General features: G+C 41.0%; 28 protein-coding genes. 7 read left to right on the top strand and 21 right to left on the bottom strand.

Going from position 1 to position 25,253, the window contains the following annotated elements; translation table 11 throughout:
* Window positions 1-413: 413 nt before the first annotated feature.
* Entirely contained in the window at window positions 414-893 is a 480-nt protein-coding gene (locus JIG37_RS10940) for an RNA-binding protein (protein WP_054564068.1), read from the top strand.
* Here JIG37_RS10940 and murI read toward each other — a convergent pair.
* Entirely contained in the window at window positions 856-1,650 is a 795-nt protein-coding gene (gene murI / locus JIG37_RS10935; protein WP_199529361.1) for a glutamate racemase, read from the bottom strand. The genes JIG37_RS10940 and murI overlap by 38 nt on opposite strands.
* Before the next feature lie 66 nt (window positions 1,651-1,716).
* Window positions 1,717-2,835, bottom strand: coding sequence for a DUF5610 domain-containing protein (locus JIG37_RS10930; protein ID WP_199529360.1), 1,119 nt, complete (start codon window positions 2,833-2,835; stop codon window positions 1,717-1,719).
* A gap of 164 nt (window positions 2,836-2,999) precedes the next feature.
* Here JIG37_RS10930 and trmA point away from each other — a divergent pair, with 164 nt between their 5' ends.
* The gene (gene trmA / locus JIG37_RS10925; RefSeq protein WP_199529359.1) at window positions 3,000-4,097 is read left to right on the top strand and encodes a tRNA (uridine(54)-C5)-methyltransferase TrmA; all 1,098 of its coding nucleotides are present in this window, start codon (window positions 3,000-3,002) and stop codon (window positions 4,095-4,097) included.
* A gap of 2 nt (window positions 4,098-4,099) precedes the next feature.
* On the opposite strand, the gene JIG37_RS10920 is transcribed toward trmA, so the two are convergent.
* The 5 genes from JIG37_RS10920 to ccoG form a co-directional block, all read right to left on the bottom strand.
* Window positions 4,100-4,552 (bottom strand): DUF523 domain-containing protein, encoded by a 453-nt coding sequence (locus tag JIG37_RS10920; RefSeq protein WP_187491119.1) that lies wholly within the window; start codon window positions 4,550-4,552, stop codon window positions 4,100-4,102.
* A gap of 60 nt (window positions 4,553-4,612) precedes the next feature.
* Window positions 4,613-5,251 carry a thiol:disulfide interchange protein DsbA/DsbL gene (locus tag JIG37_RS10915; protein WP_199529358.1) on the bottom strand — a complete coding sequence of 213 codons (639 nt, stop codon included), beginning with the start codon at window positions 5,249-5,251 and terminating at the stop codon, window positions 4,613-4,615.
* 18 nt (window positions 5,252-5,269) lie between these two features.
* On the bottom strand, window positions 5,270-5,893 hold the full coding sequence (locus JIG37_RS10910; RefSeq protein WP_138601233.1) for a thiol:disulfide interchange protein DsbA/DsbL: 624 nt from the start codon (window positions 5,891-5,893) through the stop codon (window positions 5,270-5,272).
* 30 nt (window positions 5,894-5,923) lie between these two features.
* Window positions 5,924-6,898, bottom strand: coding sequence for a serine/threonine protein kinase (locus JIG37_RS10905; RefSeq protein ID WP_199529357.1), 975 nt, complete (start codon window positions 6,896-6,898; stop codon window positions 5,924-5,926).
* A gap of 65 nt (window positions 6,899-6,963) precedes the next feature.
* Window positions 6,964-8,394 carry a cytochrome c oxidase accessory protein CcoG gene (gene ccoG, locus JIG37_RS10900; RefSeq protein ID WP_138619575.1) on the bottom strand — a complete coding sequence of 477 codons (1,431 nt, stop codon included), beginning with the start codon at window positions 8,392-8,394 and terminating at the stop codon, window positions 6,964-6,966.
* Between the two features lie 278 nt (window positions 8,395-8,672).
* On the opposite strand from ccoG, the gene JIG37_RS10895 reads away from it, so the two are divergent.
* Together JIG37_RS10895 and JIG37_RS22685 are read left to right on the top strand one after the other, a co-directional pair.
* Complete coding sequence (locus tag JIG37_RS10895) at window positions 8,673-9,032, top strand: hypothetical protein (RefSeq protein WP_054554852.1); 360 nt, start codon at window positions 8,673-8,675, stop codon at window positions 9,030-9,032.
* Window positions 9,032-9,235, top strand: coding sequence for a hypothetical protein (locus tag JIG37_RS22685; protein WP_054554851.1), 204 nt, complete (start codon window positions 9,032-9,034; stop codon window positions 9,233-9,235). The genes JIG37_RS10895 and JIG37_RS22685 overlap by 1 nt, the downstream gene beginning before the upstream one ends.
* Here the strand turns inward: JIG37_RS22685 and JIG37_RS10890 are convergent.
* From JIG37_RS10890 to gspC, 13 genes are all read right to left on the bottom strand, one after another.
* A complete protein-coding gene (locus JIG37_RS10890; RefSeq protein ID WP_166339812.1) occupies window positions 9,232-9,846 on the bottom strand; it encodes a YecA family protein in 615 nt (204 codons plus the stop codon). The genes JIG37_RS22685 and JIG37_RS10890 overlap by 4 nt on opposite strands.
* Window positions 9,847-9,865: 19 nt before the next feature.
* Window positions 9,866-10,624 carry a type II secretion system protein N gene (locus tag JIG37_RS10885; protein ID WP_138601242.1) on the bottom strand — a complete coding sequence of 253 codons (759 nt, stop codon included), beginning with the start codon at window positions 10,622-10,624 and terminating at the stop codon, window positions 9,866-9,868.
* Window positions 10,625-10,627: 3 nt separating this feature from the next.
* Window positions 10,628-11,101: a type II secretion system protein M gene (locus tag JIG37_RS10880; RefSeq protein WP_054554848.1), complete on the bottom strand. Its 474-nt coding sequence runs from the start codon at window positions 11,099-11,101 to the stop codon at window positions 10,628-10,630.
* Entirely contained in the window at window positions 11,098-12,309 is a 1,212-nt protein-coding gene (gene gspL / locus JIG37_RS10875) for a type II secretion system protein GspL (protein ID WP_199529356.1), read from the bottom strand. Before gspL ends, JIG37_RS10880 begins: the two co-directional genes overlap by 4 nt.
* Window positions 12,306-13,292, bottom strand: a complete 987-nt coding sequence (gspK, locus tag JIG37_RS10870) for a type II secretion system minor pseudopilin GspK (RefSeq protein WP_199529363.1) — start codon at window positions 13,290-13,292, stop codon at window positions 12,306-12,308. Before gspK ends, gspL begins: the two co-directional genes overlap by 4 nt.
* A gap of 11 nt (window positions 13,293-13,303) precedes the next feature.
* Window positions 13,304-13,978 (bottom strand): type II secretion system minor pseudopilin GspJ, encoded by a 675-nt coding sequence (gene gspJ, locus JIG37_RS10865; protein WP_138601245.1) that lies wholly within the window; start codon window positions 13,976-13,978, stop codon window positions 13,304-13,306.
* Window positions 13,978-14,352 (bottom strand): type II secretion system minor pseudopilin GspI, encoded by a 375-nt coding sequence (gene gspI, locus JIG37_RS10860; RefSeq protein ID WP_199529355.1) that lies wholly within the window; start codon window positions 14,350-14,352, stop codon window positions 13,978-13,980. Before gspI ends, gspJ begins: the two co-directional genes overlap by 1 nt.
* Window positions 14,352-14,951 (bottom strand): prepilin-type N-terminal cleavage/methylation domain-containing protein, encoded by a 600-nt coding sequence (locus tag JIG37_RS10855; RefSeq protein ID WP_054554844.1) that lies wholly within the window; start codon window positions 14,949-14,951, stop codon window positions 14,352-14,354. The genes gspI and JIG37_RS10855 overlap by 1 nt, the downstream gene beginning before the upstream one ends.
* 55 nt (window positions 14,952-15,006) lie before the next feature.
* Window positions 15,007-15,426: a type II secretion system major pseudopilin GspG gene (gene gspG, locus JIG37_RS10850; protein ID WP_054554843.1), complete on the bottom strand. Its 420-nt coding sequence runs from the start codon at window positions 15,424-15,426 to the stop codon at window positions 15,007-15,009.
* Between the two features lie 78 nt (window positions 15,427-15,504).
* On the bottom strand, window positions 15,505-16,740 hold the full coding sequence (gene gspF / locus JIG37_RS10845) for a type II secretion system inner membrane protein GspF (protein WP_199529354.1): 1,236 nt from the start codon (window positions 16,738-16,740) through the stop codon (window positions 15,505-15,507).
* Between the two features lie 2 nt (window positions 16,741-16,742).
* The gene (gene gspE / locus JIG37_RS10840) at window positions 16,743-18,308 is read right to left on the bottom strand and encodes a type II secretion system ATPase GspE (protein ID WP_280517215.1); all 1,566 of its coding nucleotides are present in this window, start codon (window positions 18,306-18,308) and stop codon (window positions 16,743-16,745) included.
* A complete protein-coding gene (gene gspD / locus JIG37_RS10835; protein WP_054554840.1) occupies window positions 18,301-20,364 on the bottom strand; it encodes a type II secretion system secretin GspD in 2,064 nt (687 codons plus the stop codon). Before gspD ends, gspE begins: the two co-directional genes overlap by 8 nt.
* 22 nt (window positions 20,365-20,386) lie before the next feature.
* Window positions 20,387-21,328: a type II secretion system protein GspC gene (gene gspC / locus JIG37_RS10830; protein WP_138601248.1), complete on the bottom strand. Its 942-nt coding sequence runs from the start codon at window positions 21,326-21,328 to the stop codon at window positions 20,387-20,389.
* A gap of 209 nt (window positions 21,329-21,537) precedes the next feature.
* Between gspC and hslR the strand changes: the two genes are divergently transcribed.
* The 3 genes from hslR (at window position 21,538) to JIG37_RS10815 (ending at window position 24,631) form a co-directional block, all read left to right on the top strand.
* Complete coding sequence (hslR, locus tag JIG37_RS10825) at window positions 21,538-21,957, top strand: ribosome-associated heat shock protein Hsp15 (protein WP_054554838.1); 420 nt, start codon at window positions 21,538-21,540, stop codon at window positions 21,955-21,957.
* 12 nt (window positions 21,958-21,969) lie between these two features.
* A complete protein-coding gene (hslO, locus tag JIG37_RS10820) occupies window positions 21,970-22,815 on the top strand; it encodes an Hsp33 family molecular chaperone HslO (RefSeq protein ID WP_054554862.1) in 846 nt (281 codons plus the stop codon).
* Between the two features lie 277 nt (window positions 22,816-23,092).
* The gene (locus JIG37_RS10815; RefSeq protein ID WP_138601257.1) at window positions 23,093-24,631 is read left to right on the top strand and encodes a phosphoenolpyruvate carboxykinase; all 1,539 of its coding nucleotides are present in this window, start codon (window positions 23,093-23,095) and stop codon (window positions 24,629-24,631) included.
* Window positions 24,632-25,057: 426 nt separating this feature from the next.
* On the opposite strand, the gene JIG37_RS22545 is transcribed toward JIG37_RS10815, so the two are convergent.
* Window positions 25,058-25,253: hypothetical protein (locus JIG37_RS22545; RefSeq protein WP_206769731.1), on the bottom strand; the 196-nt coding region annotated here is incomplete at its 5' end.

Genomic DNA, 25,253 nt, shown 5'->3' with positions numbered 1-25,253 from the left:
TTTATATTGTTAAAGAACGTTGCGACGTTGTCGCTAGGGATGCGTATAATACATCCTTAATTTTTCGAGTCAACACTTAATTTCAAACTTTCTTTCGATTATTTGAAACCGAAGTTTCACTTAACTCTCTGCTACGTTGTTTAGCGTCTTTCGTTGCTGCCCGCCGTGTCAGTGGGGTCGCATTATAGGGAGATCCAAAAACAGATCAACACTTTTTTTCGATCTTTTTACTGTTCGCTCAAAAAGCGAACTAAATTTACCGAAAACAGCAAAAACGGTCGCTATTATGGCTGTTTTTTAAGCCAATATTCATAATTTAATGCAAATTTCATTGCTATGTTCATTTAACTCGTTAAGATAGCAAGTTCACAATGTTAAATTAATGTTTATTTCTTGTTTATTGGTAGATCAAAATGAAATTACCCGATCAAAAATCTTTTCTTTTCTCCGTTATTCTTGCTGTTTTAGGTTTTGTGGTTGTTAAGTTCGCACTTGCAAGCTTAGCTTTAGACCCAGCATTGCTATTTGGTGCAGGCTTATTAATTGGTGCTTTAGTTATTGCAGCACTTTCATCAGCGTCAAGTGAGGAGGCCGAAGTAAAAACAAAAACACTTTATGTTGGCAACCTACCTTATCGTGCTAATGAAGGTGTTGTTCGTGCTTTATTCGAAGAACAAGGCAAAGTTTTCAATGTACGTTTATTAAAAGATAAAAATACAGGTAAACGTCGTGGCTTTGGTTTTGTTGAAATGGCTGAAGCTGATGCAGATAAAGCAATCAATCAATTAAATGATAGCGAATTCCAACAACGTACTTTAAAAGTGCGTGAAGCAAAACAAAAACAAGAGAACGAAGCTAACAGCTTTCGTGAGGGATCTGATCAGTCAGCGTAATAAGCTCAACGCTTAATTGCGAATGACCAATAGGAGCCGTTGCATAATAGTGCAGCGGCTTTTTTTTATCTGTAGTAAGAGTAAAGCCTCGTAGAGCAATTAAACTTTCAACGCGCTTAGCAATCGCTTTGCCTGAGTCAATAAGGAAGATCTGTTGTTTATAGTAGTCACTAATCGCGCTGGCTAGTAATGGAAAGTGTGTACAGCCAAGTACCAATACATCTATATCTTCTGCTATCGCTAAATCACTCAATACATTCTCAAGCTTTGCTTTATTGATTTTCTGCGTATGAAATAGTGTTTCTGCAATTTCTACCAGCTCAGTTGAGCCATATAAGCTGACTTGTGTGTCTTGGCTATGAGTACTAATTAAGTTTGCAGTATAGCGACTCTTGATAGTTGATGGTGTTGCCAGTAAACCAATATGTTTGCTGTTACTTATAGCGCAAGCGGGTTTTATCGCAGGTACTACCCCGACAACTTCTATATTTGTGTGCTGGCGAATAGTTTCTAAGGCAGAGGTAGAGGCGGTATTACACGCAATAACTAGGATATCAACGTGTAAGTTTGCTGTTTCGATAAACTGTAGTAGCGCAAAAAGGCGGGCTATGATCGTTTGCTGACTTTGCGCGCCATAGGGCAATAAAGCATTGTCCATAAAATAACTATAATCAGCATCTGGGATCAATGCTTGGATCTGTTCAAGTACGGTTGTTCCACCTATACCAGAATCAAACACCATTATATGAACTGACAAACTGCTTACCTCGGATCATCAAAGATCAGCAGTTTGCCATGCAGCTTTATAAAAAGAAAGAAAGGACTATGCCTCTTCTTCTGTTGACGAGCGTAGCTTATTCATTTGTTCGAACATTGCTTTGGTATAATCCACCAGCTTACTGACTTCTTCTTTATCTTGGTTTAACCATTGTAAGATGCCAGCCAGTTCATTTTGCAAACCAATATCGCCCGCTTTATTAAACGCCTGTTTCAAATCGTCATTAAATGGCGCTATTTTCTCAGCAACTTCTTTTTCAGGAGCAGGTTTATATTCTTCATACCCTTTAATCGCTGCTACTGTTTTGGTTTGTTTTAGATCCATGGTAAAGCCGACTAGTTGCTCGTTACCTAAGTTCAGCTCTTTAGCTTGTTCAAAGGCTTCTTCTAATGAACCAGAGAAGAATGTTTCGCTAACACTCTGCAAGTCTTCTATCAATTCATTGATAGCTTGCTGCTCTTGCTCATTTAAATCACCATTGACCGACATAGAGAATGATAAATCACGTGATTGCGAAGACTCACTGACAAAGGCTTCGTTGTCGCCATTTTTGCTATAACTGCTTGCAGACTTACTTTCGTATGCATCAGCAAAGCTAATACTTACTTCGTCACCTTCAGCGGTGGTGAAAGTGTACTCTGCGTTATTACTTAAACTGATGTATTGAGCTTGGCTAACTGAAACCGCATTAGGTTTAGGATTGAACAAGTCTTCCTCTAATTCATCAATACCTTTAAAGATACCTTCTTTAGACTTTTCGATACCCTCTTCGATGTCATCGTTAAGAATACCTGACTCTTTAAGCTCATCATACGCATCGTCGATGCCCATTTGCACACCTTTACGTGCATCACCTAGCATGCCTTTGAGTTTTTCATCATCAGCACCATCGGCTTTTGCTTTACGAAGTGCACCGCCAACAAAGTCGAGTACGTTTTTCACGATCTCTTCAAAGTCGAACAGCGGTTTATCTTTTTTCTCTTCGGCTTTAGGTAAACCAAGTGCCTCAGCAAGTTTATCATCAAGAACTTTTGCCGCGAGCTCACGACCGCGTTGTTGATAACTATCTTGACGATTTTGAATGGTAGGCTGCTGCAGAGCCTGTTTACCATTGTATTTATTCACATTTGTATTAGGCATATAGCCTAGGTTGCCAATTTTCATGATCCGACTCCATGTTATGGTTAACTCATTATCGGCCAAAAACCAAAGAACTTAAGTTTTTTGTATAAAAAAACGACACTAAAATAAATAACAAAACTAGACAAATCCTCAGCGCTCCCTACAATAGCGCCGTTATAAAGCTAAGAGATAAAAGGTAATCAGCCATGGCGGTTATAAAAATTGATACAACTCAATATGATGCACAATTGAGTGAGAAAGAGCAGCGCATCACCTCACAGTTTCGACGTTTTGGGGTCGAAAAATTAGAAGTGTTCGGCTCTGATCCTATTCATTACCGCCAACGTGCAGAGTTTCGTGTTTGGCATGAAGGTGAAGACCTGTTTCACATCATGTTTGATCAACAAACTAAAGAAAAGATCCGCGTAGATGAGTTTGACCCTGCAGCACCTTTAGTGGGTGAAGTGATGCAAGCGATGAGCGAAAACTTAAAAGACAATGAAGTTCTGCGCCGTAAGCTGTTTCAAATCGATTACCTTTCAAGCTTAAGTGGCGAGATCCTTGTTAGCTTGTTGTATCACAAACAACTAGATGAGCAGTGGCTACAAGCAATTAAAGAGCTTAAAGCAAAACTGAGCACACAGTTTAAGATTGATTTTATTGGCCGTGCTCGTAAGCAAAAAGAAGTGATTGGTAATGACTATGTTATCGAGCGTTTAAACGTAAACGGTAAAGAGCTTATTTATCAACAAGTCGAAAATAGCTTTACGCAACCGAATGCGAAAGTAAATATCAAGATGCTAGAGTGGGCACAAGCCCTTTGCCAACCACTCAATAATGACTTACTGGAGTTATATTGTGGGAATGGTAACTTTTCGATTGCTCTTGCAGGCTCATTCGACCGCGTATTAGCCACTGAGATTTCAAAATCATCGGTTTACTCAGCACAATACAATATTGCACAAAACAAGGTTGAGAATTTAGATATCATTCGTATGTCGAGTGAAGAGTTCACTCAAGCAATGAAAGGCGAACGTACCTTCTCTCGTTTAGATGGCATAGACCTGAAAAGCTATAACTGCCAAACAATCTTGGTGGATCCACCACGTGCTGGTATGGACACGCTAACTTGTGACCTAGTTGCGAACTACGACAACATTATTTATATCTCGTGTAATCCCGATACCCTAGAACGTGACCTTGATCACTTATGCAAAACCCATGAAGTAAAACGTTTTGCAATTTTTGATCAATTCCCTTACACCCATCACATTGAATCAGGTGTGTTTTTACAACGTAAATAAAATCACTCTGCCAGCGCAGCAAATAGCGCTGGCAACTGCTGCTCGCTGAATACAGCTATACCATTGTCAGTTAACAGCTTTGCAGTTAACCCCATCCCTGAAATTTTCTTTCCTGAATGACTACCATCGTAAATAGTATTGCGACCACATGACGGGCTTGATTCTTTTAACAACGCATAGCGAATGCCCTGTTTTTTGCAAAGTTTAAGTGCTTGTTCTGCGCCATAAGCAAACTGCACTGTGACATCTTGCGCATCTTTGGTAAGTACTCTACCCACTTTGATTTCTGCAGGCGGCCTTGGTGTAGGTAAGCCACCAGCTACTTCAGGGCAGAATGCAACGAGCCTTTCTTGCTGTTTAAGTGTTTCTAAACCAGGATGGAGTAAGTTTTGCGATTGCCCGTCATAACGAACAGGGTTTCCTAACAAACAGCTTGAAACTAATAGTTTTTGCATTTGCTTTACCAATAAAAAAGCTCCGCGAACGGAGCTTTGAATTAAATTTAACTAATTAGCTTATTTATCAGCTAGGTAGTTAATTAAATCTGCCATGCTCTTTGCATCACTGATGCCTGAGTCCGCACCTAAGATTAAACGGTATTTACCATTAACAATAAAAGTTGGAACGCCTTTTAAAGCACCTTTTTGTTGGTAGTATTCTTGGTCGCGTTTCATTTTAGACGCCATAGTACGTACAGAAAAGCTGTTGTAGTACTTATCAAAATCTTCAGCCGATACACCTTGTGAAACAAAGATGTCTTTCATATCAGCTAGTTCGTTAATACGAGCACGCTTACCGTGAATATGATTAAACACAGCTGCTGTAATCGCCTCTTTCTGAGGTAGCACGGCAGCTGCTGCAGTAGATTGCGCTAAGATAGTTTGAATTTCATCATTACGAGGCCCTACAAAATTCACCGAACTTTTCTTAAATGCAATGCCCTTATTTAGTAATGGCTTTAACTCCTTAACAACAGGCTCAAAGTTATTACACGCTGGACAATAGAATGAGAAGAACTCTTTTACTTCTGGCTTTTTAGAAGCGCGTGCATCAATCGTTTCATAATGCTTACCTTCTTCATATTGAGCAGCTGAGGCATTTGCCGCTAAACCTAGCGTGGCAGCCATTAATACAGCTTTTACTAACTTGATCATTACTTCTTTACTCCAAAATTATTGTTTTAATAAAAATTCGACTAATTCATCAAGCATCTGCTGGCTCTTGATGGTATTTAAATTAATTTTGTATTTATCATTGACGATAAAAGTTGGTACACCTGTTAAGGCGCCCATGTCTGAATATTTTTGCTGCTTATCTTGCATCGCTTTTTCAGCGCTAATCACTGGCATACTTGCAATTTCAGCATCAAACACTTCATTACTAATACCATTAGTTGCAAGTAGTGCTTTAACGTCTTTCATGTCTTTAAGTAAAGCACGTTGTCTATGGATGCTGTTAAAGATTTGATCAGCTACTTGTTCTGCTTTGCCATGTTGCTTAGCAATTAAGTAGGCATAGCTTAAGTTACTTTGAGTTTGCTTAGACACACCGCCTAAAAAGTTAACATGACTTTTTACAAATTCAGTCCCTTCAGGAAGACTTGCCGTTAATGCTTTTGCAACTGGTTCAAACTGAAAACAGTGTGGGCAATAAAATGAAAAGAACTCGGTTACTTGAGGTGTTGCACTTTTCTCAACTTTTAATACTTCGTATTGATTACCTGCTTCAAAATCAGCAGCAAAGGCCGCAAAAGGTAAACATAAAATGAGTAGACTTAACTTTAATTTTTTAAACATTGTTCTCTCGACTTTATTAACTTTAAAAATTTATGGTAATAATTTTAATGGTGCTTCTTGTAGCGCTGCAAGCTGTTCTTTTAACGCTAGTATTTGCTGCTCCCAGTATTTGTCTTCAGCAAACCATGAAAAGTTCCGCGGGAACGCAGGATCATCCCACCTTTTCGCCAACCAGCCCATGTAATGCACCATTCGCATCGCTCTAAGTGGTTCAATCAGCTTTAATTGGCTGTGATCAAAATCGCTAAATTCTTCGTACGCTGCGACTAAAGTGTCTAACTGTAACAGTTGATTGTTACGATCGCCACTGAGCATCATCCAAAGATCTTGAATTGCAGGCCCTTGTCGGCTGTCGTCTAAATCAACAAACATTAATGCATCACCAGACCACAGTATATTGCCGGCATGACAGTCACCGTGCAGACGAATAGTTTCAACATTTTTATACTGCTGTGTGGTTTCTTTGATCACCAAATCTAAAATAGTATAAAAGGCGTTCTCTAATGCCATTGGCACCAAGTTACTTGCCTGTAACTGAACTTTAGCTGTCTTAAGATATTCTTCACAGCTGATCACAGGTCTATGTTCAAATGGCTTTGCTTTTGCTACTTGGTGCATTCGCCCAATTAAGCGGCCAAGTACATCAAGTTGATCTAAATTATCAACTTCAAAAATGCGGCCCCCCACACTTGGGAATAACGTAAACAAATAACCATCATGCTCAAATAAGCTTTGCCCTTCGATAATTACAGGTGCAACAACTGGCACTTCGGCCTCAGCGAGTTCAAATGCAAATGCATGCTCTTCTAAGATTTGCGCCTTACTCCAGCGCTCTGGACGGTAAAACTTAACAACATAACGATGGCCATCTTCTGCTTTAAATTGATAAACACGGTTCTCGTAGCTATTTAATGCCAGCAGCCCTGATTCAGCATAAACACCGATACTTTCAACCGCATCTAAAATTGAATCGGGTGTAAGGTCTACAAAACTAAATTTACTCATAATGCCTCATCATATAAAAAAAGCGGGAAAATCCCGCTTTTTATTCATTCGCTCAGTGTACTTAATTATCGCGCCTTAAAGAAGTTACTCGGCTGTGAAATCTGCACATCAGGCTCACCATCGACAGAAAGTACGAACTCAAACTTCGTCATCGGCTTTTTCAAATCATAAGGATCAACAACCAATGACAGTGGCACGTTATAAGACTCGCCAGAAGGTACTGTGAAAGTTTGTTTGCCAATGTACTCAAAGTTATCAAGCCCTTCAACACGAATATTAAAGGTTTGCTGATGCTGAGCTTTGTTAATTACTTTTAGTGTATAGGTGTTTTCAACTAGGCCATTAAAGTCAACACGGTATAGCTGATTACGGTCACGGATGATATCCAACTCCATCGGTTTACGCATCGCAATATTTGCCACCAGCGCCCCTGTTAACACCACTAAGATAACTAAATAACCAATTAACTTAGGGCGCAGTGCGTGTGTTTTGTTGTCTGGCGTTTCTAAGTTGCGTTCTGTGGTGTAGGAAATAAGGCCGCGTGGGTAATTCATTTTATCCATCACCCCATCACACGCATCGATACATGCACCACAGTTAATACACTCATATTGTAAGCCGTTACGAATATCGATCCCCGTAGGGCACACCTGCACACATAAGTTACAGTCGATACAATCACCTAAGCCAAGCTCTTTTGGATCTTGCTTGCGTGAACGTGGGCCGCGGCTCTCACCACGTGCCTCATCATAGCTCACGGTAAAGGTATCTTTATCGAACATAGCTGATTGAAAGCGAGAATAAGGACAAATGTGTAAACACATAATCTCGCGCATCCAACCCGCATTACCATAAGTACAGACTGCAAATACGGCTAAACAAATATACGAATACGCTGTTGCATCAAGGGTAAAAAGATCAGGTAGCAACTGGCGGATAGGCGTAAAATAACCAACAAAAGTAAACGCTGTATAAAGTGAGAATAACCACCAGCTACCGTGCTTGGCGCTTTTTCGCCAAAACTTATCAAAGTCCATCGGGCGTTGATCTAGTTTCTTTCGCTGATTAGCTGTACCTTCAAACTTTTCTTCAAACCAAATAAAAATGAAAGTCCAAACAGTTTGTGGGCAAGTATAACCACACCAAACCCGTCCATAGAAAGTAGTTACTAAGAACAACGCAAACGCCGCCAACATTAAAATGAAAGCAAGGATAGTCAGATCTTGTGGCCAAAGCGTTAAACCAAAAATGTTAAACTTTTGCCCTACCAAATCGAACAGTACAGCTTGCTGGCCATGGAAGTTGATCCAAGGTAGTAGCATGAACGCAAGCATGCCGATAAAACCAATTCGCTGCCTTAACAATTGGTGTAAGCCAGTTACAGCTCGAACATAAATACGGTTACGTGGATTAAATCTATCATCGAGGGAAGCATTTTCCGGTTTCTGGATTTTTACTTCCGTTGGGATATTTTTAACCTTAATCTGATTATCCATTAAAATTCCTCAACGCCACTAGGAAATAATACTCAAACATATGTTTGCAGTAAGAGGTTTCTGTGCCAATAAGCAAATCAGAATACATCTCATTACGTTCAAAGATTTCTGAAACTTTAAATCTATATATTGCATTATACTCAATCTATGGAAAATTTCAGGGTTAGATTTCATATACGAACTTTTAACTATTTAATCGTATCTGCTTGCTTTTAAAACAACCATTTTATTAAACTTGCAGCTACCACCTATTCATTTAGATCAAAGTTTATTGGACTATGAAAAAATTTCTCATCTTAGTGCTTATAATTTTAGCACTTTTCACAATTGATCATCCTTTGATCAAAGAACCTAGGGACAGGTTACTAGGTGAGGGAGTCGGTATGATTTCTGATGCTAGTAAGGTAAACCGAAGTCCTGCCGCTAATATGGCTAAAAATAATATTAAGTCACAACTTAATTTATCAAACTCAGAGCTTGAGTATATTGAAGACACATTCACTACCGACGATAAACTACAACTCTTTCACCTTCATTATTGCCGTGAAAAAGATATTAACTTGTACTTTTATGGCGAACGCTTGAATCGTGTTTGTAGTATTGTTTCGAATGCGCTTGAAGAAAGGCTAAACAAGTAATGGACTTTTCTGCTTTAAACAAAAAAACCAGCGACTCGTTTGCTAAACAACGTAATATGCTAAAGAAGCTGGGCAAGGGTCAAACCTTATACTGCGAAGAGTGTAAAGGCGCCCTCACCTTAGATTTGAAAACTGATCAGCCAGGTAAAGGCGTTGTATGCTGTGCCAAAGGTTGCACAAACATCCTACTCGAGCTGGGTTAGTTCCAGCTCTCATCATTATATAGTTGGCTATTTACAGCAACGACTTCAATTAACTCTGCAAAGCCAGCGGCGAATTCATTCATTACTTCATATTGCTGCTGGCATAGTTGCCCTTCTGATAAACCATTATCAGTTGCAAGGGCTGCAATTTCACTCGCTTCAAGGGTAAAAAAGCCTAAGCTTTGCAGAGCTGTAGCCAAGGCTTCTTTTAACTCATCAGCTAACTGTGGCGCGCTTAATAGCTTGTTAACGTAACCTTGCGCACCATGCATAAAACCTTGGCTCCAATGCTGACATTCTTGAATATCTAGGTATTGTTGCCCTTGCGAGCTCAGCTGTAGGCTCACAGGTAATGCAAAACCCGTCTCGAATACTTGTTCGCTGATCTGTTGATATAAAGCCATAAATGCAAACAGCACTTGCTCATCCATTTGCCCATCAGAACCAGGTGCAACTTCTTCTAACCACTGGTGAACATCAAGCGGCTCAGGAGCACAGATCACCGCAAATAAATAACCTTGGGTTTGCGCCAAGCTAAGCGCATCTTGATGCTGCGCTAAAAACTGACTTAAAAGCTCGCTTTGCTGCTTTGAAAACTCAGGTAATTGCATACTATTCAATTAATCCAATTTAAAAGTTAAGCGGATAACGACCTTCGTTATCAGGACGACCAAGAAACTTCGCAGCATCATGCACTTCTTTCGGTAAGCTTGCTTCAGGTTTAATATAACCAGCTACTTTAAAGTCTAGGTTCGCTTTTAATACTGCATCAGCTTCAAGCCCTAAACGGTTTTCAGGGTCTACAAGTACTGCTACATCACCGGATTTACAGCTTAAACGGCCACTTAAAGGACCAATGCTAAACCAGTTATTCATTCCTTTCACATCAATGTTCGGGCTCGCAATTTCGCCGCTTAGACTTTCACAATAAGGCTCGCCTGAACTGTACTCATCTAAATCTACAATCACACGACCTTGCGCACTAATCGGCAAAGGTAGTTGTAAACGTTGCATGGCACGTTCAACTGTTAAGCGTAAAGTAGTCTTTTTCACAGTAACCGCTTGGTTAAATAAACCGTAAGAAAAATCAGCATGGCCTGAAATATCCGCTTTATCACGAGGATCACCAAAACGTACCGTACCCACTAATTTACCTGTAAACAGTGACCACCCCGACAATTGCCAACGCACATTGTTTAATTGCTCACCATCAAAACGTACCTGCATAATGCGCCCGTCCCATAGCGTGCCACTGGCTTTACCTAATTGTAATTGCTTTGGTAAATGTGGCTTGGCTAAATCAAGTGCAACGGCAGCGGGTGTTTTTACCAGCGTAAACACCAAAAAACACATCACAAACACTGTGATTAATAAAATAACTCTTTTCATCGTTTACTTCTCTAGTACCAAACGACTTACACGCACAAAGCCTGATTTGTCATCTTTACTTAAATCTAAATTCTCGATTAGCACACCATGTGAATTAACCAGTTCATCTAACCATTCAACAAGGTTATTAAACTCAACAGAGTCAATGGTTAAACGAAGTGAATTGTCATTTGGCTGCATTTTGCTAATGATAATTTGATAACGATTACGGGTGCTATTAACGATTTGGCTTAAGCTACGGCTGCTCGTATTACGTGCATTACCACTCGCTTTAAGTTTAACAATACTTTCATCAACCCACGCCAACAGCTCTTGCTGTTTTATTGTGTCTTGCTCTGCTTTTTCGATAGCAGCGTTAAGTGGACGAAAGACCCCCATAACCAGCACAAAAATAACAAACACACCACCTGCAACCATTACAAGTTGCTGCTCTTGTTCTTTTAACGAGCGCCAATAATTGATTATTTGGTTTTTCATGCCGCACCTCGTAACTTAATTTCACCAACGACATAATCACCATCATTGTTCAGCGAGCCTTGATCTACGGTTAAGCCACGCTGTTCTAAAATTGCTTTTACTTTACTAAATGACTGGAAATCTTTGCCGCGCGCGCGAATACGTAATTCGTTACGACCTTGATCATAGCGAAGCGTTTCTGGTGTGAAGTCGTTTACTTCACTAAAAATCGAGACAAGATCGTTAGTCAAATCTAAGAAGCCAGCAGTGCTGCCACCTTCTATCAATGCAAGTTCGCTGCGAATTTGACTACGGATAAGCTGAGGTCGCACTTTTTTATTTGGAAAAGCACGCTGATAATTAGCAACCACTTCTGCTTTTGCGGCTTCAAGCTGGTTATTTAACTTATAAAGCTCAAGCGACTTAACACCCACACTGCAAACTAGTGCAACACCTGCTGCAATAGCTGCTTTTTGCCAATAGCCCCACCAAATCGCTGATTTTTTCTTAAGCTGATAAACACCTTGGCGAAGGTTGAATTTCACTTCAGGTAACTGCTTAGCGAATAAGGCTAAAGGTAAATCGTATTGCTGCGTTTGAGCACTAAGGTTAACAGTATCAGGAAAAGCCGTTGCAGGGCTAAAGTGTGCAACATCAGGGTTACCTAATGCTGTTAAATAGCCAGCAAGCCAGTTCCGCTCTACAGCGGCAATATGCCAGTTACCCTGTTTACATAGCCACTGGCCATTAAGCTCAATAGCGCGTAACTGAGTGTTGTCATCAACATCAGGTAACAATAAAGCATCCGGCAGTATTTTATATACTTCGATGCCATGCTCATTAAACTCTGCTAGCCATTGCTCAAACCATTCACGATCGGTCATCGCGATGTTAATAGCGTGCTTTTCATCAACAAGTGTTGGCTCAGCAATCGCTATGAATAAGTCATCAACATCACAGGCTATTTCTTCTTCTAGCATGTAAGGAAGTGCTTGCTCTAACTTACGGTTCCACTTAGTTGGTAGGGTAACTGTTTTAAGTTGTACCTGATCGCTTGGTAAAAGTGCGACTACTTCCCGTGATTGTGCTTTTTCTGTTAGCTCACCAAGTTGTGTTGCATTGGCAATTTCGCCGCTAGCAATTATTTCTTGTTCTATTGGTGAGTAAATTAGCCAGTTAAGGCTGTCTTTTAACGTTTGACCCGTACGGATCAACAATATCTCTGTCACTGTACGCCTCCAAATTTTCGCGCCAGTATCGTTACTGTACCATTAGTGGCATGGAGTAAGGTGGTCATCGAAAAACGCAACTCTGCAAATTCAGCCTGCGTTTGTAGTTTAAAATATTCACTGTTGATACTGAATAGATTTTCAACGGCTTTCACGTTTTGTGCGCCTTGTTGGTTAACCTCTTCAAAAAAAGCTTCTAAATCATCATACCCATCTTGAGGACGTGATGATAATACCGCTTCAGCGCCTGAAAGGCTTAAGCCATCAATAAGCGAGCTTAATAAAATCGCACTTTCTGCAGGTAGTGTATTAACGTTTATTTGCAGCAACTCACTGCCAGGAATAACACACACAAATGGTAAGAGTTTCTCCATAACGAGTGGGTTAAAACCTTTTACCAAACGAAGTTCAGAGGTCGAAGCAAAGTAACTATTTGCCGTCATATATGGGTATTGTCGAGATAAATACTCATCTTCTTCTGCACCTGAGCGATAGGTAATACTATCTTCATCTAACCAATCAAACACACTATCGGCCATGGCTTCTTCTGATTCATACGTTGGTAAATTCTCAATGTTTTCTAATAATGCCAACAATGCCTTATGTGCTGGGTTCGTTTTATTATTTGGATCCGTCTGCGGATCTGGTTTTACATGCAATGCATTTAAGTTTAAACATGCTTGTAAATCAGTAATCGTGCCACTTAAGGTACCATTATCAACAGGATAAGGAACCCCGCCCTGCTGTGCCCAAATTTGCTCTAAATGCGTTTTATCAGGATCATCTTTTTTAGTTTGTTTTAGTGCTTTAATTGCCAGCTCTTCAGCTGCAAAGGCATACCATTTAGCCTGTTGATGGTTTTGAATATTGCTACTACGCTGCACTTGCACCATTAAATTAGCACTCATCTCAACGGCTAACATCGCAGCCAGCGCCACAATAAATAGCACAATAACAAGCGCCGCACCTTTGGAGCGATTCATTGTAGTCATGACTAGCCACCCGTTCCGCTATTATTATTGTTATTACCATTAGCGCCGTTATTACTATTATTTGTTTGAGTAGTTACTTTGCCCTCACCTGGCACCAAAAACACGCGACGAATTGGCTCCTGTTCTATTTTTTGAATAGTGACTGCAACCGCTTTTGGCAGCGCTTTAATTTGCCACTGCTCTTGCCACTCGTCTTTGTCATCTAAAAATTCAAACTTCAGATCTTCAATATCTTCTAAAATAACTTGTGAGCGCGGCTCCATGTTATCTAGTTGATCAACATACACCCGATACACTCGTTCAAGATTATCATCTATCACGCGATAACCAACCGCTTGCAGTTCAGAGCGCGGCAGTAGATTAATCGGGTTAATCCAACCATCACGAACAAAGCCAATACCATCGTATTGGCTATCAAGAATATAACGACCAGCCAAAACATACGTGTCTTGAAAATCACCGGCTTCGTTTCGAACCTGACGTTTAGTCATTTGACTAAAATCTTGGTCCATCAAACGAAATAAGGTTTGATAACCATTTAACTCAGCAATCGTCTCGTCTGAGGCTTCTTTTGCTTTGGTTGTCGAATCAAGAATTTGATGGGTCGATAACACCACAAAGGCTAAAATGCCCATGGCGACAATTACTTCAAGTAAGGTAAAACCGCGTTGCTTCACTACTTATCACCTTTATTCAAATAAGTAGAAAGCTCATACACTGGGTATTCAAGCTTTGAATCGGCGAATACGTTAATGGTGACCTTTACAAAGGTTTTATCAGCAGTAGGAACCACATCCTGACGCCAGTACCATTCAAAACCAGCGAGTGTTTCAGTGCCTTTGACGCCACTTTTGCCTGTCCATTTATCGCCTTTAGCGCGCTGCTCCACCATTACGTTCTCGGCAACCCAAGAAGCATAAGTTTGTTCTTCAATCGACGATAGGTGATTAATGTGCTCACCGGTTGCCTGCATTGCGGCAATACCGGCCATTGCACAAATAGCCAAGGCAACCATCACTTCGAGTAAGGTAAAACCTGCTGACTTATTCATTACTCAGGCTCCATACGAAACTTTACCGGGGCCATAAATTCGCCTTCGATAAAATATTGTGGTTCACGCTCATCTTTAAGCTCGTAAATCAATTGAAACGCACTGACTTCGCCAGAAGATAAAATAAGGACTTGCGGTATTTTGAGCTTTTGCAGCTCAAGTAAGCTGTCTTCGTCACCACCGCTCATTAATTCACGCCAGTTGGACTGCTCTAGTAAGTTATCTTGTGCCCAGGCTAAATCATCAAGGTTAAGAGTGAGTTCAAAGCGCTCATCAACCTTAATTGGGGCAAACAATTTTTCACGGTCAAAAGTAACCCACTTATCACCGTCAAAAACTAAAAATTCAAATGTATCTTGGTCAAGATGAAAACCCAGCTCAACCTGATTTAAAATCGCAAACTCAGACGCCATATTAATCGTAGTGTGTAATCTGAGCGCTTGTTTTTCGAGTTCTTCTTCAGCACCACCATCAAAACTGTAGGCAACCATTTTGGTGACAAAACCAATCACCACGAGCACCATTAATATTTCGATGAGGCTAAACCCTTTCGCGTGCTTAGCACGGCCAGCCAAACGCAAACGACCAAGGCTTACCATAATAGTAAGCCTTGATGTGTATAAGCTTTGCTCAGTTGGCTGAATTTAGGCATTATTACTTTTCTTCATCCCAGTTACCGATGTCATCATCAGTACCTGCTTCACCATCAGGACCCATTGAGAAGATATCAATTTTACCGATTTCTCCTGGGCTGATTAGCTGGTAAGGATTACCCCATGGATCTTCTGGTAACTTCTCAAGGAAACCGCCATCAGGAAAACGCTTTGGAATTGGCTCAATGCTTGTTTTATTTACTAGCGCTTCTAAGCCTTGTTCTGTGGTTGGATACGCTTTGTTTTTAAGCTTGTATAGGCTTAACGCATCTTCAATTTGTTGAATATCTAGGTGTGCTTTATCGATTGCAGCTTCTTCTTGCTGACCCATGATATTTGGCGCCACAATTGACATGATCATACCGATGATAACCAGTACTACCATGACTTCTAGTAATGAGAAACCTGACTGTTTGTTCACAAAAATACCTCTAACTTTCTTCAAAAATTTATTATAGAGCTGCAGTGTTAGCTGCTAATTGCTCTAGTGTTCCCTAATTTAAAGACCTACAGCCTTATTCATTGCCATAATCGGCTGTAGTATTGCCATAACAATAAACAATACAATTACCGCCATTGAAGCAATCATCGCGGGCTCTAATAGTTTCAGAGACACGTTTACCATGCTCTCAAACTCACGATCTTGGTTATTTGCAGCACGTTCCAGCATTTGCTCAAGTTCACCTGATTTTTCACCACTGGCTATCATGTGTAGCATCATAGGTGGGAAAAGTTTGGTTTGTTGAAGTGAAGCACGAAGGCTCGCCCCTTCACTTACACGTGTTGCAGCATCTTGCACCGACTTTTTCATTTTTTCGTTAGCCAGTACACCACCAGAGATACGCATCCCTTCAAGTAGCGGCACTGAGCTTGACGATAAAATACTTAAAGTTCGGGCAAAACGCGCCGTATTAACACCGCGAGCTACCTTACCAATGCCCGGTAAATGCAGCACTTTTTCGTCATACCAGTAACGAATATGCGGCTGTTTAAGCGCTTGCTTAATGGCCACAGCTAACACGGATATAATGACTAAACTAATAAACCAGTAGTTTTGCACAAAATTACTGGCGGCCATTACCCATTCAGTCGTCCAGGGTAATACTTGTTTTGATTTTTCGAAGGTCTTCAAGATTTTAGGTACCACAGTACCTAACAATACAGAGACAATCGCAATAGCAAATACCACAAGAATGGTTGGATACACCATCGCCTGTGTGATTTGACTACGCATATGCTGACGTTGTTCCGTGTAATCTGCTAAACGATTTAAAACTTGGTCTAGGTGACCCGATTTTTCACCAGCTGCCACCATAGCACGATACAAATCATCAAAGACATGCGGAAACTCGCTCATGCCATCAGCTAAGGTATAACCTTCAACAACCTTTGAGCGCACTGCCATAAGCATGCGCTTTAAACGCGGCTTTTCACATTGCTCAGCCACCGCCATGACAGCCCCTTCAACAGGTAATGCTGACTGGATTAAGGTTGCAAGCTGACGAGTGATTAATGCTAAATCTGAAGTCGAAATTTTTGGTTTAAAGAAACTCCCAAATAAAGAGCCCTTTGCCCCAGTCGCTTGCTTTTCACCTTCTGCAGCAGCAACGACCTCTAAAGGCATTAAACCTTGATCGCGCAAAGTTTGGCGGATTTGCTTTACCGTATCGGCTTCAAGGATGCCTTTTTTCTCTTTACCTCTGCCGTCGAGGGCACGGTATTCAAATGCTGCCATGATTAACCTTCCTCACGTGTTACACGCAAGACTTCTTCTAAGGTAGTGCGACCTGCAAGTACGCGATTACAGCCATCTTGGCGAATACTTGGGCTATGTTTACGAATGTACTTCTCAACACTTTGTTCGCCTTTACCACTGTGGATCATTTCGCGAATTGTTTCATCAACAACCAGCAACTCATGAATACCAGTACGACCGCGATAACCATTAAAGTTACACTCTTCACAACCAACTGCACGATAAATTGTTGGCGGCTCAGCAGGATTGACACCTAATAACTGACACTCGCGCTCATCAGCAATGTGACCTTCTTTACAGCTATTACATAAAGTACGTACAAGACGTTGTGACAATACACCGAGTAACGATGATGACAGTAAGAAAGGCTCTACACCCATATCTTCCATACGCGTGATAGCACCAGCAGCTGTATTAGTATGCAGTGTTGACATAACCAAGTGACCGGTTAATGACGCTTGCACACCAATTTGTGCTGTTTCAAGGTCACGGATCTCACCCACCATTACGACGTCAGGGTCTTGACGAAGGATGGCACGTAAGCCTCGGGCAAAGGTCATATCTACCTTGGTATTAACCTGAGTTTGACCAATGCCTGGGATCTCGTACTCAATTGGATCTTCAACGGTAAGAATATTGCGGTCCCGTGAGTTGATTTGGCTCATACCCGCATATAAGGTGGTACTTTTACCAGAACCCGTAGGACCGGTTACTAAGATAATACCGTGCGGCTTACTGATTAAATCAGCAAACAATTCACGGTTACGCTCAGTCATACCTAAATCTTCTAGGTTCAGGCGTGCGTTGTTTTTATCAAGTAGACGTAGCACGACACGCTCACCAAAGCTTGATGGCATAGTCGATACACGCACATCTACGGCACGACCAGCAATACGCAAACTAATACGGCCATCTTGCGGAATCCGCTTTTCAGCAATATCTAGTTTCGCCATAACCTTAATACGCGACACCAACAGTGAAGCGAGTTTACGATTCGGCTTTAAAACTTCTTTTAATATGCCATCAACCCTAAAGCGAATTACCAGCTCTTGCTCAAAGGTTTCGATATGAATATCTGAAGCACCTTCTTTAATTGCTTCGCTGAGCATCGCGTTTATCAGCTTGATGATTGGCGCATCATCATCACCTGCAAGGAGATCTTCAGTTTGCGGTAACTCATCTGCAAGCGAGAATAAATCAACCTCGTTGCCGATATCTTCCATCATTTGCTGTGTTTCAGAACTATCACGCTGATAAGAAGCCTCAAGCAACAGCTCAAATTTATCATCAGGTAATTGTTCTAGCGAAAAACCATGACCCGCAATACGACGCACCTCAAGTAAAGCGTTAACATCCAACTCACCGCGGTAATAAACTGTCCAGTTGTCTTGATCTTTACCTAACAGCACACCTGTGCGACGCGCATACGAGAATGGCAACCGCTTAGTTGGCAAGCTAACAAGATCATCACTTGTTAGCAGCTCATCATGATTAGCTGGTACGTCTGATGCTAGCTCGTCATTGATTTCAGAAATTGCATTAGTCATCATTGCGCTCATTCGCGTTTTGTTGTTTTAGATATTCTTCGTAAGTTGGTGGTAATACTAAGGCATCATCCCACTCTGGAAGAATTGGCGCATCTTCTAATGGCATTAAATCAATACCATCTTCTTTTTGTTTGTGTTGTTCGCCACGGATAAAGTTATATTTTGAGTGGCTTAATTTATTCATGCTGATGCCATCACGTACAATGGTCGGGCGAATAAATACAATCAGGTTACGTTTACGCTTACTGGTGCTGGTTGAGCGGAATAAATGGCCAAGTACTGGGATATCACCTAATAATGGCACCTTAGAGACACTTTCTTGCACATCTTCATCAATCAAGCCGCCCAGTACAACCATACCACCATCATCAGCCATAACCGTGGTTTTAATGGCACGTTTGTTTACTGAGATATCAACCGCAGTAGCACCACTCACACTTGACACTTCTTGCTCAATCGTTAACTGAACTGCTGAACCGTCATTGATTTGTGGTGTCACTTTAAGTTTTACACCTACTTCTTGACGTTCAACTGTTTGGAATGGATTCGCATTATTTGAGCCTGTTTGCGAACCTGTGATAATAGGTACCTCTTGACCTACAATCATCGATGCTTCTTCATTATCCATAGTTGTCACAGACGGCGTAGCAAGAATATTAGAGTTTGTATCGGTTGAAACAGCTTGGATAATTGCACCCCAATCGTTTTTAACAATCCCCATGGCTAAACCATTGATACCACCTAGTAATGAGGCAAGTGCCGTTAAGTCACCTTCTTGTGTTTCAGAAGTCTTGGTGACTGTACCAGTTTCGGTACCTACAACCGTACCTTCAATCGTTTTATCGCGTGCTTGCTCAGCTGCAACGGCTAACGAACCAACTGGTACTGTTGTGCCGTTGTTAAACTGCATCATTCCGCCTTGCTCTGAAATCCACTGTAAGCCTAAGTTGATACCATCAGCTTCTAAAACTTCAACAATGATAGCTTCAACTAAAACTTGCGCACGACGCACATCAAGACGCTCAATTACTTGCTCAAGCGAGCGCATGGTGTCAGGCTGTGCAGTAATAACAAGTGAATTTGAATCAGGGTGTGCTTCAATACTTGTTTCGTTTTGATTACGAGAGCGCGTTTTAGTTGCACCGCCTTGCGCATCTTCTGCTAGTGTTTTGCTTACGCCCTGCAATACTTTTACAAGGTCTTCTGCTTTGGCGTAATTAAGGTAGATAACTTTAGTGTTACCTTGGTTTTCTAATTCACCATCTAAACGGCTAATTAATTCAACAGCACGAGTACGCGCTTGCGCTTCACCACTGACAATCACACTGTTAGTTCGACCATCAGCAACTACTTTAGGAATTAGAAATTCTGGAACGCTTCCTTTACCGCCATCTTTATAAATATTCTCAACAACAGACACAACATCATCTGCGGTAGCAAACTTAAGCTTTACAATATCAACACGCTTGTCACCAGCTTGGTCAACAGAGCGGATAATTTCTACTAAGCGGTTAACTGACGCTGCATGGCCGGTCAACATCATCACGTTCGCAGCATTAAAGTTAGCAACGTGGCCGCCATCTTTTTGATCGCTAAATTGACGAACTAGCGGGCCAAGCTCTTGTACGCTTACATTTTTAACACGTACAACTCGCGTTACCATCATATCGCCACTGGCTTGGTTATCCTCAGTGATAAGCGGTACATTTGACTTTTTAGCGTCAGAGCTTTTTTCAATTTTGATAATACCGTTATCCATCTCTACAGCTGAATAACCATAAACCTCAAGTACATTTAAAAAGAACTGATAATAAAGCTTTTCATCCATTAACTCATAACTGCGCACATTTACTTTGCCACGCACATTTGGGTCAATAATGACGGTTTTATTTAAATTTTTACCAACGATATTAATAAACTCATTAATATCAGTGCCTTTAAAATTAGCCGCATACTCAACAGCTGAAACTGAAAGCGATAATCCTGTTAATAAAAAAAGCGCTGCATATTTAGCTAACCCTTTTTTGATTTTTGTGAGGTGTAGCGCGTGAACCATTCTATAAAAACTCCAAAGCTAGTTATTGCAGGCTAAATTGCACATCAATTTGCTCACCATCGCGTTCGATAGTGATACTTGCGTCAGTACTATTTCGTAATTCGTTTATTGCTGACATTGCCTGTTTCAAATCATTTAATTGATAGCCATTAATCGCAATAGCTAAATCATTATTCATTAGTCCCATTTGCTTAAATAAAGCAGGATCTTTACCTGGGCTTAAGCGGTACCCCACTAACTCGCCATCAACCATCGCTTGAGAGACGCGAATGTAGTCAAATAGTTTACCGGGATCGTCTAATACTTCTTCACGCGTTTCGATGAGCGCTTCTTTTACCTCTTCATCTTCAGTCGCATTTATTTCATTATTTTCGACAAGTTGAGGGCCTGCAGTTAATTCTGATTCATCACGCTCTGCTAACACTGGCATAGACACCGTTTTCGTAAAATCTAGACCATCAAGCATTAACGTTTCAAAACGACCGCTAACATCTAAAATTACTCGGTCAGGTAATACTTGAGCAAGCTTGGCGCGAGTGCCTTTAATTGCATCATCGACAACATAGGTTTCTTGTTTTCCTTGAGATTCGATAATAGCAAGACCTGCTTGGTCATTTTGGCTTACAGCAACAATGCCGGTTAGGTTAATACTTAGACGTGTTTCAGGGGCGTTGTTAATGACTTGATTTTGTTTAGCGGCAGACTTTTTAGTTTCGACAACAACTTTGCCGAATAAATTTTGCTCAATTATTTGTCGAGAACTGACAGTCTCAACTCGCTTTGCCATGGTATTAACACCTGTTACTGGCAATGCGCTTGTATCGGGTTCTGGCCATACAAGCCAAAACAGCTTGGATGACAAAAAAGCAATGTAAACAACAACTAACAGCACTACAAATGCACTTAGCTTGGCATGAGGTAAGCCGTTCAAAAACTGTTTAACTTGTTGTAAGTGTTGATCCATAAACTCTATTTCTTATTTTAATTTACTGCTTGATAGCTGGCCTATAGTACCTTTTCATTTTTCATTCAACAAGCACACGTATATTAAACTTTGTAAACAAGGTAAATTCAACGAACAGGGGCTGCAAGGAATAACTATGACTGTTTCTTTGTGATTAAGTTTCATGGTAAATTTTGCCTATATATCAGCAGCTATAAAAGAGCACAATTGTGTCAAAAGGTAACACTCATAAGTCACAAGACAAACAAGACGAATTAAGCGTGCGCCTTGATAAATGGTTATGGGCTGCCCGCTTCTACAAAACCCGTTCAATAGCAAGAGACATGGTGCAAGGTGGCAAAGTGCATTATAATGGACAACGTACCAAGCCCAGTAAAATTGTCGAGGTAGGTGCAGTAGTTAAACTACTACAAGGGGTCGATGAAAAGGTAGTGACAATTGAAAAGATCCTTGAAAAACGTCAAGGCGCCCCCATTGCACAAACCTTATACCAAGAAACTCAAGCAAGCATTGAGAAACGCGAAGCAAATGCTATCGCCCGTAAGAACAACAGCTTCTTTGCTCCACATCCTGATCGTAAACCAGATAAGAAGCAAAGACGTGAACTGTTAAAAATGAAATCAAGTTAGGTAATGCAACTCATGCAACAAGATTTACTTCATCGTTATATATTTGATCAGCTCGATGTACGTGGTGAACTCGTACAAATTGAAAACACTTTTCAAGAGATGATCGCAAACCATAATTACCCAGCACCTGTGCAAACCTTATTAGGTGAACTACTTGTTGCTACCTGCTTATTGACGGCTACTTTAAAGTTTGAAGGCGAAATTGCCGTTCAACTACAAGGCGATGGCCCAGTAAAATATGCCGTAATTAATGGTGACGATAAACAAAACATGCGAGGCATCGCACGCCTTCAAGGTGAAGTAACCGGTAGCTCAATAAAAGACTTAATTGGTAATGGCTATATGGTTATTACAATTACGCCAACTAAAGGTGAGCGATACCAAGGTATTGTACCGTTAGAACACGATAGCTTAGATAAATGCCTTGAAAACTATTTTGAGCAATCGGAACAATTAAAAACACGTCTTTGGTTTGCAACTGAAGTAACAGCAGACACAGCAAAAGCAGCAGGCTTATTCTTACAAGTATTACCCGTTAATAAAGAAAAGTCGGTAGAAGACTTTACTCATCTAGAAGCGATTAGCAACACAATCAAAGATGAAGAGTTACTAGGTTTAGATGCTAACACTGTGCTGACTCGACTTTACCATGAAGATAATCCTCAGTTATTCGAACCACAGTCTATTAGTTTCCGTTGTGGTTGTAGCAGAGACAAAACAATTGCTGCACTAGTTAATGTAGGTCAAAACGAATTACTTGCCGACGTGCAAGCAAATGGTGAAGTAAAAATTAGCTGTCATTATTGCTTAAAAGATTACATATTCAACGAGCAAGATATTAAAGCCATTTTTAATTAATACATCATAATAAATATTATTATATTCAAAGCCGCCATCAGTGCGGCTTTTTTATTAAAAATAATATCAAAACTAATGATACCGGTGTCATGAAAATGCGTCATTTTATGACACCGGTATCATTGAAATTATTCATGTTTTTTGCCAAATATATGCCTTTTTAGGCCCTTCAGACACTCGAATATCCCTAATCCTTCTGTTACTATTATTTTAGCAAAAGGGAAAACTAAGAACCCCAGAGCTATCCCGTTCAATCTCTCACAATTTAGGTATAAACATGACTGCAAACGCTACTAGTTTTGTTGATCTTACAGCAGCTGAACTTGTCGAACACGCTATTCGTCGTGGCGAAGGGACTCTAGCCGCTAATGGTGCTTTTGTTGCTAAAACCGGTGCTCGCACTGGCCGCTCTCCAAAAGATCGTTTTATTGTTCAAGAGCCAAGCACTGAAAACGAAATCCAATGGGGCAACGTTAACCGCCCATTCGATGCAGACAAGTTTGACGCGTTATGGGCACGTGTAGAAGAACACGTGAAAAGCAACGACCACTTCATCTCTCACCTAGAAGTTGGCGCTGATCCTGAGCACTATTTACCAGTTGTAGTTACAACAGAAACTGCATGGCATCATATTTTTGCCAAAAACATGTTTATCGAACCTCAAACATACAATACTGCAGACTTCCCTGAGTGGCAGGTAATGAATGTACCTTCATTTGTATGTGACCCAGAGCGTGATGGCACTAACAGTGACGGCACTGTAATCATTAACTTCGCACAACGTAAAGTTCTACTAGCTGGTATGCGCTACGCTGGCGAAATGAAGAAATCAATGTTCTCTGTACAAAACTTCCTACTTCCTGCAAAAGGTGTATTACCAATGCACTGCTCTGCAAACGTAGGTGAAGCAGGCGACACTGCGTTATTCTTCGGTCTATCTGGTACAGGTAAAACAACATTATCTGCAGACCCTACTCGCTTCCTTATTGGAGATGACGAGCACGGTTGGGCACCTGGTAGCGTATTTAACATCGAAGGTGGTTGTTATGCTAAATGTATCGATCTTTCACAAAAGAACGAACCAGTAATTTGGAATGCAATTCGTTTCGGTACAATCTTAGAAAACGTGGTACTTGACGAAAACCGTGTACCAGATTTCCATGATACAAGCCTTACACAAAATAGCCGAGCTGCTTACCCACTAGAGCACGTTGAAAAACGTAAAGTAGAAAACCGTGCTGGTGAGCCAAAAGCCGTTGTATTCTTAACATGCGACGTAAGCGGTGTATTACCACCAGTTTCAGTACTAACTGAAGAAGCTGCTGCATACCACTTCCTAAGCGGTTACACAGCGAAAGTCGGTTCAACTGAAATCGGTTCTACAAGCGACATCGAGTCTACATTCTCAACATGTTTCGGTGCTCCTTTCTTCCCACGTCCTGCTGGCGTTTATGCAGAGCTTCTAATGAAGCGTGTACGTGAATTCGGCGCTAAAGTATACCTAGTTAACACAGGTTGGACAGGTGGCCCTTACGGTACTGGTCAACGCTTCGATATCCCGACTACACGTGCTGTAGTTGATGCAATCGTATCAGGTAAACTGGCAGATGTTGAAACTCAACACATCGACGTTCTAAACCTAGATGTACCAGTGGCTGTTCCTGGTGTAGACAGCCAACTTCTTAACCCAATCAATACATGGGAAGATAAAGAGAAGTACGCAGAATATGCAAACAAACTAGCTTCTGACTTCACTGAAAACTTCGCTAAATACGATGTTTCAGAAGCAATCAAATCAGCAGGTCCAAAAGCTTAATACCAAGCTTACCCTCAGATTAAAAAACGCCAGCTATATGCTGGCGTTTTTGTTTTTGGTTCATAAGCTGATGAGTTGCGAGTTGCTAGAGTAAAGTTAGCGAGTTAGCAAGGGGAAAGTTTTAAGGCCTGGCGTAGGTTGGGTAGAGCGAAGCGAAACCCAACATAAAAAGAGCTATCAGCTTTCAGATGTCAGCGAACAGCCGCGCGGTGTGGTTTTTTGGGTAAGAGTCTCCCTAAGCAATAAAGCCCTGCCAAGGCACTTCAGAGTTGTCTATTAGCAAGATAAAGCTTGAAGGTCTGGCGTAGGTTGGGTAGAGCGCAGCGAAACCCAACAGCGTGGTAATTCGTCATGCACAATGAAGAGGTAAAGCTCATTAATAACAGACGAATTAGCGCAAGGTGAAGTAAGCCATTTTAGAGATCGCTAACCTGTTAGACCAGTAGAGATTTTAAGAATTTTTAACCATGGGTTATGAAGAGGTTCACATGGATTGTGTTGGGTTTCGCTCCGCTCTACCCAACCTACCTGTCTGACAGCTACAAACGCAAAAAAGCCCGACTCTTTCGAATCGGGCTTTCTCTTATTTGGAGCCTGGCGATGACCTACTTTCACATAGCAG

This window comes from Pseudoalteromonas sp. bablab_jr010, from assembly GCF_016464105.1.
GTDB lineage: Bacteria > Pseudomonadota > Gammaproteobacteria > Enterobacterales > Alteromonadaceae > Pseudoalteromonas > Pseudoalteromonas simplex.
Note: the sequence above shows the minus strand (reverse complement) of the source record. Positions and strands in the feature narration are given on the sequence as shown.